We start from the raw sequence: 14019 nt of genomic DNA on the forward strand, positions 1-14019 counted from the left end.
GGGGCGGGGTAAGGACTCCTTACCCCACAACTTGCTCCGGCAGGAGCCCGATCACGGTCACGCTCCAGTCCCACCGTGGTGCGGTCCGGCCCGGTGGCGGTCACCGGCTGGCCTCGGTGTCCTGCTGGCGGATCTCGCGGACGAGGTCCTCCACGAAGTCGAGGGCGAGGACGGGGTGGTGGAGGGTCCAGGGGTGCGAGTGCCGGCCACGCTGGACGCTGCGGGTGCCGTCAGAGCCGGTTTCGATTTGATGGAGGTGACCGCGCTGATGCAGGACGGCGAGCCAGGAGTCCGCCTCGGCCCAGGTGGCGGGGGTGGTGCGCATGGTGGGGTGCTCCCGTTCGAGTGTGGTTCGGGTGGGTGACCGGCCGGGGCGACCGGGTCGGTCACCCCGGCGGTGCGGTGTCGGTCAGTCCCGGCTGGTGGTGACCGGCTGACCGTGCTGGGCTCGAAGCTGGGACATCAGCTGGGTCAGGGTGTCGCTGGACAGCGGGATCTGCTGACCTCGGATCGCCTGGGCGACCACCTTGCGGGTCAGCTTGTCCTCCTCCTTGACCGCCTGCCGGGCAATCTTCAGCAGGTCCTCGGTGTCCAGGTCAGTTCGGCGGTCACCATCCCGGTCAGCGACCTGCGGGACGGTGACCGAGGCCTTGACCGGCTGACCGGTGACCTCGGCGATGCTGACCTGCTGGGCGGTGACCGACCCGTTGTCCGCCGGTCGGTTGGTGACCGGCCGGTCGGTGTCCGGGTGGCCGCCCAGGTCAGAGGGCTTGGTCAGGCTGACCGGGCTGACCGGGGTCAGCGGCGGCTGCGGCGCTGGGGCGGTGACCGGGCGGCTGACCGGGGCGGTGACCGGGTGGCTGACCGGCTGACCGAAGGCGGGGTGATCGGCGCTGTCCTGACCGGCGGTCGGCGCCACCGGCCGCCCGGTCAGTCCGGCTTCCTCCGCAGTGGCCTGACCGGGGTCGGGGGTGACCTGACCGAGGTCGGCCTCGGCCGGTCGGTCACCGTGACCGACCGGCTCAGCGGGGCTGACCGGTCCTCGGGCGATGAGGATGTAAAGGTGGACGGCGCCGGCCAGGGCGAGCGGGGCGATGGTGGACAGCACCGCGACCACCATGTCGCCCAGCCGAAGGCCGGAGGTGGTGTTCTGCTCGTTGAGCCGGACGGCGTGCAGGGCGTTGGCCCACAGGCTCGTCCCGGTGGCCGCGCCGAAGAGCGTCCACACGTAGATCCGGGCCCGCAGCGGTGCGGTGCGCAGGACCAGCAGTGCGCGGACGCCGTAGGAGATGAAGCCGTCGACGATAATCGGGAAGAGGTAGGTGAGGAAGCCCCGGACGTGGATGGCGACGGCCATCTGCTGGAGGGCGGAGAAGCTCAGCGCGCAGCCGGAGGCGCCGAGGGCGATGACGACGGCGCGGTCCCAGCCGGTGACGTGGGCGGCGGTCGGGGTGGTCGCGGTGGTGGTGCTCATGCGGCCGTCCCGAAGTCGTCGCGGCTGAGCTGCTCGGTGGCTCCCTGGTCGGCCCAGGCGGCGCGGGCGGCTTCCTCGGCGATCTGCCGGTGACGGATCGCTCGGCGGGTCTCGCGATAGAGCTTGAGGGCGTGCTCCGGGCTGATCTTGAGGAGCCAGGCGAGGCGTTCGACCGGGACGTCCTGGCGGTAGCCAGCGAGGACGACGGCGCGGCGTTCGGCTCGGGTGAGGTGGATGTCGCGTCCGGCGAGGGTGGCATTGACGCGGCTGTAGTCGAGGCGTTCGGCGATCTTGGTGTGCAGGGGTTCGCGTTCCTCCTCGGTGAGGCCGCCCCGGATGCCATGGGTGTCGCCCGTCTCCAGGGCGGCGTCCAGGCAGACGCGGGCGACCGGGCACTGGGCGCACAGCGCCTTCGCGGTGGCAATCTTGTCGGCGTCCTCCGGCCCCGGGAAGAACGTCTCGGGGTCGACGGGGTTGTACTCGGTCGGGGTGCAGACGGCCTGGTCCTGCCAGGTGTGGTCGCCGAGCGAGCGGTGGCGGGCAGGGCGGGTCGTGGTGGTCATGCGGGGTTGCTCCGATCGCTATCCGCGCGCGAGGTCGGCGTCGGCGGAGAGGGCGCTTTGGTCGGTGAAGGTCGGTTGGCTCGCCGTGGGGCGGCCGGGCGCTGCGGCGGTCAGGCGGCGCGCTGGAGGCGTCTGCGGTCGACCGGCTCGAACTCGACCCGGGTGGTCATCTGGGCGAGCCGGGAGGTGACGCGGTCACCGAGGTGGGCCTTGAGGTCCCTGATCGGCAGGTTCGTGGTGATCAGGGTCGGGCGCATGTGGTTGTAGCGGCGGTTGATCAGCCGGTACGTCTGCTCTTCGACGAACTCGCTCGACTTGGCGGCGCCGAGGTCGTCGAGGATCAGCAGCGGCACCCGGCTGTAGGCGGCGAGGACCCGCTCGGCGTCGGTGTCCGAGCTGGGCCGCAGCTCCGCGTAGAGGTCGGCGGCGGTGGTGGCGCGCCAGCGCACCCCGATGCCGGCCTGCACGAGGGCGCGCACAGCGCCGTACGCCTCGTGGGTCTTCCCTGCGCCGACGACCCCGGCCATCAGCAGGCTGGGGCCGGTGGTGACCTGGCGGCGGGCGCCCAGGCCCGGAGCGGTGGCCTGGGCGGCCACATGCCGCACCCAGGTGAGGACCTGCGGGTTCGTGGCGAGCGCGTCGCGGTAGCGCGGCGGCAGCCCGGCGGACAGCGCGGCCTCCGCCGAGTAGGGCTCCACCTCGTCGGGGAGGGCGTCGATCGTGGTGTGGTCGATGCCCCGGGCGGCGAGGATGCGGGCCATCCGGTCGAGCACCGAGGGGGCGTCAGCGAGGGTCTGCGGGTCGCGGTGGGTGCGCATCACAGCTCCTCGGCGTAGGCGGCGGCAGCGTCGACCGGGTTAGTCCACGCCTGGTGTGCGGGCACGTTAGGCCGGATTCCCGGCCGCGCCAAACCGGCGCCTCGTGCGTTCATGGCGTCGTTGACCAGGCTCGGCAGCCGGGACGGGTGGCCCTGGATCTCGACGAAGCGCCGCAGCCCGGCGCGGACGTGGTCGGGAGCGATGCCTTCGTCCAGCAGGGTCTTGACGACCTTGCCGAGGTGGCCGAGGACGCTGCCCGGCGGGCGCTCGGTGCAGGCGGCGACGTACTCGCCGATCAGCTGGTTCGCCGAGACGGTGTCCGCGTCAGGCGCCTGGCGCCCCGTAGGGAAAGAAGATCCAGGATCCAAGATCCTAGATCCAGGCGCCGAGCCCTCGTCGAGGCTTCGGCGAACCTTCGGGGAGGTTTCGCCGAATATGGCCTGACCTGCGGTTTTTCGAGGGCTCGGGACCGGCTTACCCTCGGTGCCGACCGCTGTGTCCGTTACTGGGGCAGCGGTGGGGGGCGTCTTCGCTGCGGGTACAGCGTGGGGCTCGTTCTGCTGTGGGAGGGCTGCCGGAGTGTTCGCCGAGGTTTCGCCGAATCCTCGGGGAGCGTTCGCGGCGTCCTCGGCGACCGTTCCCGGGGCATCGGCGAGGGCGGCCCGCTGGATGCAGGGGCCCTTGCAGACGCCGCACCGCTCCGGCTCGCAGTGCGGGCACGCGGGCAGCCGGGACAGGCTGGGCTTGTCGATCTTCTGGTGGTTGCGCCAGGTCGGGTAGTGGAAGTACCGGCGGCCGTCGCAGCCGGTGTACCGGCAGATGGCGTCGACGGAGGCGAGCTGCCGGAGGTGGTCCTCGACGTCCGTGCGGCTCACCTCGTCGCGCAGCGGCCAGATGAGGCCGTAGACGACCGCCGCGTTGTCGCGGTGTCTGCCGTGGTCGTCGGCGTGGTTGGTCATGCCGAGGAAGGTGAGCACCGCGGGGATGGACACCTCGGCGAGCGTCTCGCTCACCCAGGTCTCCGGCTTGATGGAGCGTATTCGCGCCATGTCAGCGGCCCCGGACCGGCGTGTGGTCGGCGGCGGTGAGCTGCCCGGTGGTGAGGTCCAGGATGTGCGGCCTCGTCCAGTCGGCGTCCGGGTGGGCCCGGACGACCCAGCGTGCGACGACCCGTCGGGCGACGGGGCTCAGCCGGACCGGGCGGCCTGTGGCGTCGGCGGCGCGGGCGTAGGCGTGGGGCCACTGTGTCACCGGGTCCGTGAAGCCGACGGCGACCTTGGCGGCGCCCGGGATCATGTCGGCGAGCTTGGCCGCCAGGCGCGGCCGGGTGTCCGGGGTCGGGCAGGTCGGGGTTCCGCTGGGTATGGCGGGCATGCGATACTCCGTGCTTCGTAGGAACGTGCGCGGCGGTCTCGTGCGAAGAAGTCCCGCGTGCACGTGGTAGTGAATCGGCGCCTCTTGGGGCGTCGGGCCCGGCGTCCAGGAGTTGGTAGCTCCAGGACGCCGGTCTCATTTCAGCGGGCGCTGAGCTGGTTGCTCGCGTCCCGGTCCGCCGGCCTGCTTGCGGCGGGAGCAGCACCATAGGGGCACCGCGCCGACAGATCCAGCGTGTTCTCCGTGCGGCCTCGTCGGCGGCGCACCCGGTTCTGTGTCACGGCCCGTGGCCACCGGGCGGCGTCGTTCTCGTAGGCCTCCCGGCTCGCAGTGACCATCCGTGGCCGCCATGCCCGCAGGCATTCTCACTCGCGGTGATTCCGCCTGATTCGCGAGACCTCTGGACGACGGGCTTCACCGGTGGTGACCGAGCCCGGATTCAGCTGAAGCCTCATAACCTGATCCCCCATCAATAATGCGCGGCAAGCCCTTGCCGCAGGGAAGACATTAAGTAGCGACCCGAACACGGTCAAGAAATCAAGGGGATCTACGCGAGTAGGACCAGGGTATTTTCGGAGACTGAGAAATGATCTCCACCAGGCACCCAAGCAACACTCCGCAAGCGGAGCAGTGAGCGACAGCAAGGCCTTCACCTTGCATTCTCACAGTGAGCAACCATCTGGATTCGGCCACGGAGCGTCACGTGACGAATACCACTCGCCATGTCGCCGTACACGCCTCCCCTATATGCGCAGCGGATTCTGCATTTTTGCGCCAGGTATATTCGCTGTCCGAGCGCATCACCGAAGGGGCGCTTCACCGAGAATCCACCGTGCAATATTTAGGTTTGAACAACATGCGTGCAATAGCTGTTCGGGAGTTCGGCGGCCCTGAAGTCCTGGAGCCGACCGAGATGCCCGAGCCGGAGCTCCGCCCCGGCCACCTTCGTCTCCGCACGCGGCTGGCCGGCGTGAACTACGCCGACATCCACCTGCGCGAAGGCTCGTACCCCGCCCCCATGCCCACCCCGTTCATCCCGGGCAACGAGGTCCTCGGCGTCGCCGAGGACGGGCGCCGCTACATCGCGCTCAGCCGCGGTGGCGGATACGCCGAGACCGCCCTCGTCCACCGCAAGCTCGCCTTCGAAGTCCCGGACGATATCGCCGACCACGACGCCGTCGCCCTCACCCTTCAGGGCAACACCGCGTGGCACCTGCTTTTCACCGACCTCCGGGTCACCGCCGCCGACACCGTGCTGGTCCCGGCGGCCGCCGGCGGGGTCGGCTCGCTCGCCGTCCAGCTCGCGAAGCACGCGGGTGCCAAGGTCGTCGCCATGGCCTCGAGCGAGGAGAAGCGTCGCACCGCCACCGCCCTGGGGGCGGACGCCGTCGTCGACTCCTCCAGCCCCGAGCGCCTCACCGACCGGATCCTGGAGGCCGCCGGCGGTCCCGTGTCGGCCGCCATGGAGATGACCGGCGGCGACGTCTTCCACGCCACCCTCGCCGCCCTCACCCCCCGCGGGCGCCTCGCGGTGTTCGGCGCCGTCACCGGCGCGGAGGGGCTCGTGCCGATCACCAGCCTGCTGGCCGGCTCCAAGGCCGTCAGCGGCTTCTGGCTGCCGAATCTCTATCCCTCCCGCACCCACCTCAACGACTCGATGTCCGCGCTGTTCGCGGCGGTCGCCGACGGCTGGCTCAAGCCACTCAACGGCCCGGTCTACAAGCTCGGCCAGGCCCGCCAGGCCCACCACGACCTCGCCGCCCGTCTCACCAGCGGCAAGGTCGTGCTTGACCTCGACCGCTGACCACTCGGCCCGTCGAGCTGCCCGTACACCCGCACCCGACGGGTTACCCCGGCACGCCCCCATCGCGCCGTCGCCGGACGGCGCGACGACCTCCGGAAGCCACCCATGACCCTCACCAGCACCACCACGTCCGACGCCGTGCCCGCTCAGCACCAGGACGCATCGTCGAGCAAGCCGCCGTCCTCGCTCGCAGCCCGCGCCTTCGCCGTCCAGGCCGCCTTCACCCAACTCCCCGGCGAGGTCCACTCCCTGCGTGCCATCGCCGGCGCCGCCGGACTCGACGACGCCACCACCCACCGCATCCTGAAGACCGGCGTCACCAACGGCACCTTCGAACAGGTCGGCCGGGGCCGCTACCGCCTCGGCGCCGGCACCGCCCGCGCCGGCGTCCAAGCGATGACCCACTCCCCCAGCGCCGCCTCGACCCACACGATCCTCGAAGGCCTCCACGCCACCACCGGCGGCCTCGCCCTGCTCTACGTCCTCTCCCCCTTCGGCGGCGCCAAGCGGCTGTGCACCGACTACGTCATCGGCGACCTCGACCCCGCCGAGGTCGGCATGTCCGCCGAGGACGTCGTCTCCGTCTCCCGCTCCCTGCGCACCGGAGCCTCCGGACGCGTCATCCTCGCCCACCTCCCCCAGAGCATCTGCGATCTGGTCCTCGCCGAGGAAGTCCCGCCCACCGCCGGCCCCGGCGTGATCCGCGACAACGATGCCCTCTCCGCGTCCCTGGATGAGATCCGTCGGCTCGGCTTCGGCGTCGGCCGCCAGGAATGCATGCCCGGCTGGGACTCCGTCGCGGCCCCGGTCCTGTGGCACGACTCCATCATGGGCGCCGTCCTCCTGCTTCGGCGAACCACCGAAATGCCCGCCGACCTCCGCCCGTTGATCTACCACACCCGTAAGGCGGCCGAGAGCATCAGCGAGCTGACCACGAGCCCGCTCGCCGCCGCGATGTGACCCACGGCAGCCGGACCAGTCGCGTGCTGCCGCCCGTACACCAACCGGGCGGCAGCACGCAGCAGCCCCGCCCGCCTGATCCGCCGGGACCGTGCCACGCAGCCCCCGCGCCAATGCGACTGCCGACAGAAGGACATGGTCTTGTTTGTCACATATTGTGCATACATGTCTTAGATGGGCTGCCGCCCGGAACGCAGGCGGGCCACGAGAGGATGGGGTCGTGTCGTGTCCGACAGTGCCGAGGCGATCCATTCCCGGCTTGCCGAGCTGATCGCACCGACGGCCCACAGCCAGGTCATCGATCTCGGCTGCGGTTCCGGACCGACGCTTCTCGCGCTAAGCCGGATGGCTCCCCAGGCCACGCTGATCGGGATCGACAGGTCTGTCACGTTCCTGAGGCAAGCGCGGCAGGAGCTCCAGGCGCACCGCGGTCCAGTGGTGACGCTTGCAGCGGACCTGCGTACCCCGCTTCCATGCGGGGACGAGAGCGCAGACATCGTCGTTTCGTACAACACCATCGAGTGCTTGCCTCGCCCGGAGCGGATGCTGGTCGAGGTCGCACGGATCCTGAGGCCGGGCGGGCGGGCGATCCTCGCACACGTCGACTTCGACTCCCTGGTGATCGCCGGCGCGGATGCAGACCTTGATCGACGGCTCTGCCACACCTTCGCGGACGATGCGCAGAACTGGATGGATCACGCGGACGGGCGGATCGGCCGGAAGCTCGGGCTGCTGCTCGCACGGAGCCCGTTGAGGCTGGTGAGTATCGAACCGTTGTTGACGTGGTCGACCGAGCTGTCAGGGCACGCGGCCGACCGGATCAGCGAGGTCCGGAAGGCAATGTTGTCCGCCGCCAGGCACGGTCGGGGGTCGGTCAGTACGGCCGAGGTCGAGAAGTGGTACGCGGCGGTGTGCGAGGCAGACCGGCTGGGCGGATTCTTCTTCTCGGAGCTGGCTTTCATCGCGGTCGCCGAGCGTCCTCGTAGTGAGCGGTTGACCAGCGACGTCGATCCGCAGATACGGGACGGCGTTCTGCCCGGCCCTGATAGTGGCTGCGCACCGGGCCGTCCCGCTGGCGCATGACGGTCATCCACTACTCAGTACCGCCCCGTAGGACGCTGTCGGCGAAGGTGCAGAGGGCTTTCACCGAGACATCGACGAAACCGGTGGTGGTTAAGGTGAGCTCCGGGTACTCGGGTTCCGTCCAGGAGAGCTCGGGTGCGTCAGGTGCGGGGTTCGCACGGTAGGCGGGTGAGGGTCGGAGGGCGTCGCGGGCGTACCGGAGTTCTTCGGGTGCGCGAACGTGGATGAGGTGGAGTCGCTGGCCGAGGAGGTCGGCGGCGAGCTGTCGTTCCACTGGCGTGGAGGTCACGAGCGTGACGATGCCCACGGCGTGTCGACTGGCGGCGTGCGAGAGCGCCTCGATGGTCGCAATGCGGTCTTCTCGGGACCAACCGAGTTCGCGCAGGATTCCGGTGGCCCGTTGCTCATCGGCGTCGTAGAGACCGCAATCGTGGTGCTCGGGTTGGAGGTGGGTGCGGAGTCGGCGGGCGAGGGTGCTCTTGCCGGAGGCCGGCAGGCCCATGAGCCAGAAGACCGCAGCGGAGCGTGACCGGTTCACGCCGAATAGCCCCATTTCTCGCACCAGTGCTTGAGCAGCGGTGGGGTCGTCGCAACGGAGGGAGGCGGGGTGGCGTCCTGGATGCGTCCGGAGATGATCTGGGGGGACCAGTCGCCGATGCCGTAGATGAACGGGCCGTGGTCGTGGCGCCCGTAGTCGAGCATGGTCGGCTCCCAGGGGATGCTGATGTACTTGCACAGCGCCTTGCAGATGGCCTCCGGCTCCGCGGTCAGCTGTTCGTAGGTGACGCTGATGGAGGTGGGGACGTTGGCGGCGGCCTCGTCGAGGGCGGTGGCGAACTTGTCGACGGTGACGGCGGCTTCGGCCAGATCGGTGGCGTCGCCTGCGCGGCGGATGGAGTCGGCGATGGCCACCGGGTGGCGGCGCAGGATGATGTAACGGGCGTCGGGCCAGCAGTCGACGAGCCGCTGCCAGATGAAGACGTTGCCGGGGGACTTATCAGCGAACACGGTCTTGCCGGATTCGGTGAGTTGGCTGTGCAGCAGTCGATCCCACAGCAGGTGTTCGAGGTCCTGGCGCTCGTGGTTGAGGGTGCGCATGGCGAGGTCGGTGAACTCGTCGTCGACCGTGACGGTGAGGCCGCCGAGGTGGAGTTCGTGCGGGGCGTGGACGTCAGGGTGGGAACCGAGCAGGCAGCGCAGCAGGGTCGATCCCGAACGGATCGGGGACAGGATGAAGACGGGTGCGGGGACGAGGCGGTCGTCAGGCACGGAACTCCTCCTTCGCCTGCTGCTCGCGTTCAGCGAAGACGCGCAGGCGGGTCGCGAGGTCTCGGCGGTAGTGGGCTGAGCCGGGAACGGTCTTCTCGTCGCAGTGGAAGACCCGAAGCGAGAGTTGGTGAAGGTAGCCGATGCCGGGCCCGGCCGGGTGGGCGAAGGTGTGGGAGAGCCAGTCCTCGTAGTTCATCCAGCTCTGGCCGTCGTCGTGGAACCGGTCGCCGGGGATGCCGCCGGCTGCGGCCATGACGGGCCGTGCCCGGTGGGTGTCGTAGATCAGGAAGTGGGAGGAGACCCGGTTGACCGAGCGCGTATCGGCGCTGAGGGCGGGACCGGCTTCTTCGAGTCGCCACTGCCAGCAGTCGTGATCGTCGATGCGCTAGGCGAGGGCGAGTTGGGGGCAGCGGTCGAAGGTGTCGGAGATCTCGGCGAGGACGTCCGTGGCACCCGGATCGCGGAAGGCGACGACGTCGCCCTCGATGGTGATCAGGAAGCGACTCTTGTCGGTGACGAAGTGGGTGTGGATGTTGTTGGCCTGGTCGCCAGAGGCCCGGTGACGGGTGCGCCAGCGTAGCCGCACTTCGTCGAATCCCCAGGTGGAGTAGGCGAGTTCGGCGATTTCTTCGACCGGCGCGGTTTCGGCGCCGTCCACAACGAGGACCAGGTCGTACGGGTGGTGGGTGCCGCGGGTCAGGGCGTCCAGGGTGGTGGGGATGGTGCGGCGCAGGAGTTCGACGTCGCTGTGGACGAGGTAGGCGATGGTGAACGCGGGCGGGTAGGTCACGGCACTCACCAGCCCGCCGGTCCGGTCACGTCCGCCGCCGCCGCCGCACCACCGTCGGACGGCGCCGGGGCGGTGAGGATCGTGCGGGCATCGGTCAGCATGGCGGCGGTGAACTCCTGGGCGAGGTCGAGGATGGCCTGCTCGATCTCCTGCTCGACCTCGTCGGCGATGTGGGGATGGCCGACGCACATGCCCATAACCTGGTACTTGGCAGCGGTGCCGAGTCCGATGCGATCGGCGAGGTCCTGGAGGGCGAAGAGGTCGAAGACCACGGTGCCGCTGCGGTAGAGGCGGTCGGCGAAGGCCGCGGTGTAGCGGGAGACGAGTTCGCGCACCGCGGGGTGAAGTTCCGGTCGGCTGTAGGTCTCCTGGAGGACGTGGGCGACTTGGGTGGGCAGGAAGACGAACGCGCACCGGTAGAAGTCGGACGTACCGAGCATGCGGAAGCTGCCGGTGCGATCCAGCAGGTCGACCATCCTCTGGTAGGTGGCCTGCCGGGCTTCGACGAGCCGCCCGATGCCGTCGGTACCCTGGTGCTTCATCAGGGCCCAGAGCTTGAGTGACTCGAAGCCGCGGGATCCGTAGAAAGGGGTGATCAGCCCGAGGTCGAGGCAGTCGGGGTCCTCGGCGCGGTCCGGGTAACGGGCGAAGCTGCCGAGCGCGGCCGGGTCGCGGAAGAGCGCGTAGCTGGAGGGGTAGGAGACGAACAGGCCCTTGTGGGGGTCGAGGGCGACGGAGTCAGCGCGTTCGATGCCTGCGAGCTGGATCTTGAGTTTCTCGGAGAAGAGCAGGCTTCCGCCGTGGCAGGCGTCGACGTGGAACCACACGCCGTGCAGCCGGCAGAGGTCGGCGAGTGCCTGCAGGTCGTCGATGCCCGTGGTGCGGCAGTTCCCGGCGACTCCGACGACCATGAAGATCCGCTTGCCGGGCGGTGGGACAGCAAGCAGGTGTCCGATGGAACGAGGGTCGCTGGTGAAGTCGGGGGTGGCATCGGCCCACAGCAGCCCGTCCCTACCGAGGCCGAGGGCTTGGGCGGCGGCGAGGTAGGAGAAGTGCTCGACGCCGCCGGCGAGGAGGATCACCGGCTGTTCGGGAAGGGCGCGAAGGCCACCTTGGCGGACCTGGGGGTACGTGTGCGCGAGGGCGGCGGCGATGGCGACGTGGTTGCTCATGTTGCCGCCGGAGGTCCACATCCCGCCGAGCGAGGCGAGTCCCTGGTACTCGGCCAACGGCGTGACCTGGTAGCCGATGAGTTCCCGCAACCAGGTGATCAGCTGGGCTTCGATCACACTGGCGGCGGGCGCGCTGCGGTCGAAGGCGATGAGGTTCTGGTTGAGGAAGGTGGCGACGATGTCGGCCGCGAGAGCGGCGAGGCTGTCGCCCGTGTCCGGGAAGGCGAGGTAGCGCGGGTCGGCCTGGGCGATCGACCAGCGGGCGATCTCACCCAGGGAGCTCATCAGTTGGTCGTCGCTGCTCCCGGTGACGGGGATCGATTCGGAGAGTTGGTCGATGAGTTGCTGGACCGTCGCGTGCCGCAGTACGCGGTGGTCGCGCAGCTTGCCGGTGGCGAAGTCGAGTCCGAGGTCGACCGCGCGGTGCAGCATCTTCCGGCTTTCGCCGACGGGCCGGCTGCTCAGCAGGGCGGGCGGTTGGGGGTCAAGCACGTCCGAACTCCATTCGATACACGCAGCCTTCGCACGAGGACCAGGCGGGGCCCTGGAGGAAGGAGTCCCGTAGGGACCGGTACGGCGGCGAGGTCCAGATCTCGGTCATCGGCGTCTGGTGGATGTTGCCGAGCACGTTGCCCGGGGAGGACTCCATGTGGACACAGCACGGCGTGACATCGCCGTCCTTGGTGATGTAGCTGGCGTCCCACGGCCAGGGGCACACGGCATTCGCAGCGGCCGGGGAGGCGAGGCGGGAGTAGTCGAAGATCGACAACTGCAGACCGAGTTCGTCGGCCCGCGCGAGGCCGACCTCCAGGTGTGGCACGACGTCCCGTGGTGGGAGGGCGAACAGGGACTCGGCGTTGAGGGTCTTGTCCTCGCCCCAGTGGTGCAGGCTCTCCACGCTCACGCGCTTCACACCGTGGTCGGCAACGAAGTTGACGATCGCCGGGAACTGATCCAGGTTCACGGTCGAGAGCGTCACCGCAGCGGACAGCCCTGTCGCCCGGCCTTCGGTCAGCCTGACAGCTTCTCGCAGGGCCGTGCTCAGTTGGGAGAGGCGCAACCCTGAGCGCATCCGACCGAGCGTGACGTCGTCCGCGCCATCGACACTGATGGCGAGCAGCCTGAGCCCGGCGTCGAGGACCGGCCGGAGCCGACGGCGTACGAGCAGGCCATTGGTGTTCGTCGAGGTGAAGACGGAACGGTCGGTGCACAACTGGACGTAGGCGGCGAAGTCACCGACGATCAGTGCCTCTCCCCCGCCGACGAAGGAGACGTGGTCCAGGTCGGGGAGTTGGTCAAGGAGCGCGACGAACACTTCCAGCGACAGGTGGCCACCGCTGCTCTCGTGGACGGCGCGCAGGCAGCCGGCGCAGGCGAGGTTGCACAGGTCGGTGAGTTCCACCTGTAGGTACTGCGGAGTGAGGGTGGGCCGGCCGGGAGTGAGGCCGTAGCGGTCGAAGTCGTCGGTGACGAGGAACTTCTGGAACCGTTCGGGCACCGTGATCGGCGTGTCCTCGGGCATCATCTGGCTACCACCTTCCGGTACACGGAGACGGTCTCGTCGGCGAACAGCTCGAACTTCTGCGCCCGGCGGCCGAACGACGGCGCCCAGGGGGCCGGGTGCTCGGATGCCGTCTCGATCGCCCACGTCCAGGCGGCCGGGTCCTGGTAGTCCTCGACGAGGTGGATGCCGGGGTCGTCGGCGAGGTGGCGCATGGACGGGACCGCCGAGGACCACACGGGAACGCCCAGGGCCCGTGCCTCGTGCGCCACGAGCGGGTGGTTCTCCCACCACTGCGAGGGCACGAGCAGGGCCTGCGCGTCGGCCAGTAGCGGGCCGACCTCGGTGCGCGAGTGCGGGGGAAGCCAGCGCACCCGGGGGTTCGCGGCAGCGTCGGCGCGCATCTGTTCCTCGTAGCTGCCGTCGTCCGGCACGGTCGCGATCACCAGCGGGAGTTCGGTGCGGCTGCTGCGGTAGGCGTCGAGCAGGAGCTGAAGGCCCTTCTCGGGTGAGCATCTGCCCAGAAACAGCAGGTAGCCTCCAGTGGGTCCGCTGGCGGTGAGCGGCGCCCAGCCGACGGGCAGCCCGTAGCGGGCCCGGTCGCGGACGATCTTGCCCATGTCGACGCCCGCTGTTGCCAATTCCACGGCTTGGTGAGGTGTCTGAGTCCACACGGCTTGTACTCGGTCGTTCAGCCAGGCGATGTTCCGTACCCGCCATCGCTCCACGTCGTCGAGAGCGTTCTTGGGGGCGTCGAGGCATCCGACGCAGTTCCGGGATGCCGCGGTCGCGGTGCACTGTGTGCCGGTGGACCGGATGACGAGCTGGTGGTCTGGGCAGACCGCGGTGTAGTCGGTCAGCGTCGCGACGACGGGCACCCCTCGCAGGGACGGAGTGTTCAGGAACTCCAGGCCGATGCGGCTGAAGTGCAGCACGTGAACGACATCGATGGCCGGGCGCGTCGCGAGCACCTGCGCGATGCGTTGGGCCTGCTTCGTCTCCTGGGCGAGCCAGCCGACGGGGTAGTCGTCGGCAAAGGCCGCGGGCACGCTCAGGTACTCATCGGCCGTGCGGCGGTGCGGCGGTGGCGGTTCGCCCGCTGCAAGCCAACTGACGTGCAGGCCACGGGCTTTCAGCGCCTGAGCCAGGTCATCGGCCAGGATCTCCGTGCCGCCGGCGGCGTCGTCCGCGAATCGGTGGGTCGTCAAGAG

Annotated in this window: 16 protein-coding genes; 3 read left to right on the top strand and 13 right to left on the bottom strand. The window is 69.6% G+C overall.

The annotated features are described in order from the left end of the window. Positions 1–100 precede the first annotated feature (100 nt). The 6 genes from ACZ52J_RS34985 to ACZ52J_RS35010 form a co-directional block, all read right to left on the bottom strand. Positions 101–325, bottom strand: coding sequence for a hypothetical protein (locus tag ACZ52J_RS34985; protein ID WP_360263819.1), 225 nt, complete (start codon positions 323–325; stop codon positions 101–103). 84 nt (positions 326–409) lie between these two features. Next, positions 410–1474 carry a DUF2637 domain-containing protein gene (locus ACZ52J_RS34990; protein ID WP_360263816.1) on the bottom strand — a complete coding sequence of 355 codons (1065 nt, stop codon included), beginning with the start codon at positions 1472–1474 and terminating at the stop codon, positions 410–412. Then, positions 1471–2037 carry a WhiB family transcriptional regulator gene (locus tag ACZ52J_RS34995; RefSeq protein WP_360263814.1) on the bottom strand — a complete coding sequence of 189 codons (567 nt, stop codon included), beginning with the start codon at positions 2035–2037 and terminating at the stop codon, positions 1471–1473. Before ACZ52J_RS34995 ends, ACZ52J_RS34990 begins: the two co-directional genes overlap by 4 nt. A gap of 110 nt (positions 2038–2147) precedes the next feature. After that, positions 2148–2855 (bottom strand): ATP-binding protein, encoded by a 708-nt coding sequence (locus ACZ52J_RS35000; protein WP_360263812.1) that lies wholly within the window; start codon positions 2853–2855, stop codon positions 2148–2150. After that, positions 2855–3904 (bottom strand): hypothetical protein, encoded by a 1050-nt coding sequence (locus ACZ52J_RS35005; RefSeq protein ID WP_465624552.1) that lies wholly within the window; start codon positions 3902–3904, stop codon positions 2855–2857. Before ACZ52J_RS35005 ends, ACZ52J_RS35000 begins: the two co-directional genes overlap by 1 nt. A 1-nt stretch (position 3905) precedes the next feature. Then, on the bottom strand, positions 3906–4229 hold the full coding sequence (locus ACZ52J_RS35010) for a transcriptional regulator (protein WP_360263807.1): 324 nt from the start codon (positions 4227–4229) through the stop codon (positions 3906–3908). Positions 4230–5085: 856 nt separating this feature from the next. On the opposite strand from ACZ52J_RS35010, the gene ACZ52J_RS35015 reads away from it, so the two are divergent. From ACZ52J_RS35015 to ACZ52J_RS35025, 3 genes are all read left to right on the top strand, one after another. Further along, a complete protein-coding gene (locus ACZ52J_RS35015) occupies positions 5086–6033 on the top strand; it encodes a quinone oxidoreductase family protein (RefSeq protein ID WP_360263806.1) in 948 nt (315 codons plus the stop codon). 105 nt (positions 6034–6138) lie between these two features. Beyond that, the gene (locus ACZ52J_RS35020; protein WP_360263803.1) at positions 6139–6993 is read left to right on the top strand and encodes an IclR family transcriptional regulator domain-containing protein; all 855 of its coding nucleotides are present in this window, start codon (positions 6139–6141) and stop codon (positions 6991–6993) included. A gap of 225 nt (positions 6994–7218) precedes the next feature. Continuing rightward, positions 7219–8076: a methyltransferase domain-containing protein gene (locus ACZ52J_RS35025; RefSeq protein WP_360263800.1), complete on the top strand. Its 858-nt coding sequence runs from the start codon at positions 7219–7221 to the stop codon at positions 8074–8076. Positions 8077–8086: 10 nt separating this feature from the next. Here ACZ52J_RS35025 and ACZ52J_RS35030 read toward each other — a convergent pair whose 3' ends face one another. The 7 genes from ACZ52J_RS35030 to ACZ52J_RS35060 form a co-directional block, all read right to left on the bottom strand. Then, entirely contained in the window at positions 8087–8614 is a 528-nt protein-coding gene (locus ACZ52J_RS35030; RefSeq protein ID WP_360263797.1) for an adenylyl-sulfate kinase, read from the bottom strand. After that, on the bottom strand, positions 8611–9345 hold the full coding sequence (locus tag ACZ52J_RS35035) for a sulfotransferase family protein (RefSeq protein ID WP_360263794.1): 735 nt from the start codon (positions 9343–9345) through the stop codon (positions 8611–8613). Before ACZ52J_RS35035 ends, ACZ52J_RS35030 begins: the two co-directional genes overlap by 4 nt. Beyond that, on the bottom strand, positions 9338–9598 hold the full coding sequence (locus ACZ52J_RS35040; RefSeq protein WP_465624555.1) for a hypothetical protein: 261 nt from the start codon (positions 9596–9598) through the stop codon (positions 9338–9340). Before ACZ52J_RS35040 ends, ACZ52J_RS35035 begins: the two co-directional genes overlap by 8 nt. A gap of 132 nt (positions 9599–9730) precedes the next feature. Continuing rightward, complete coding sequence (locus ACZ52J_RS35045) at positions 9731–10135, bottom strand: hypothetical protein (protein ID WP_465624557.1); 405 nt, start codon at positions 10133–10135, stop codon at positions 9731–9733. Positions 10136–10140: 5 nt separating this feature from the next. After that, positions 10141–11799, bottom strand: a complete 1659-nt coding sequence (locus ACZ52J_RS35050) for a pyridoxal phosphate-dependent decarboxylase family protein (protein WP_465624558.1) — start codon at positions 11797–11799, stop codon at positions 10141–10143. Then, positions 11792–12832: a radical SAM/SPASM domain-containing protein gene (locus ACZ52J_RS35055; RefSeq protein ID WP_360263786.1), complete on the bottom strand. Its 1041-nt coding sequence runs from the start codon at positions 12830–12832 to the stop codon at positions 11792–11794. The genes ACZ52J_RS35050 and ACZ52J_RS35055 overlap by 8 nt, the downstream gene beginning before the upstream one ends. Then, positions 12829–14016: a glycosyltransferase gene (locus ACZ52J_RS35060; RefSeq protein ID WP_360263783.1), complete on the bottom strand. Its 1188-nt coding sequence runs from the start codon at positions 14014–14016 to the stop codon at positions 12829–12831. Before ACZ52J_RS35060 ends, ACZ52J_RS35055 begins: the two co-directional genes overlap by 4 nt. Positions 14017–14019 lie beyond the last annotated feature (3 nt).

This window comes from Kitasatospora sp. NPDC034035 (assembly GCF_055575755.1).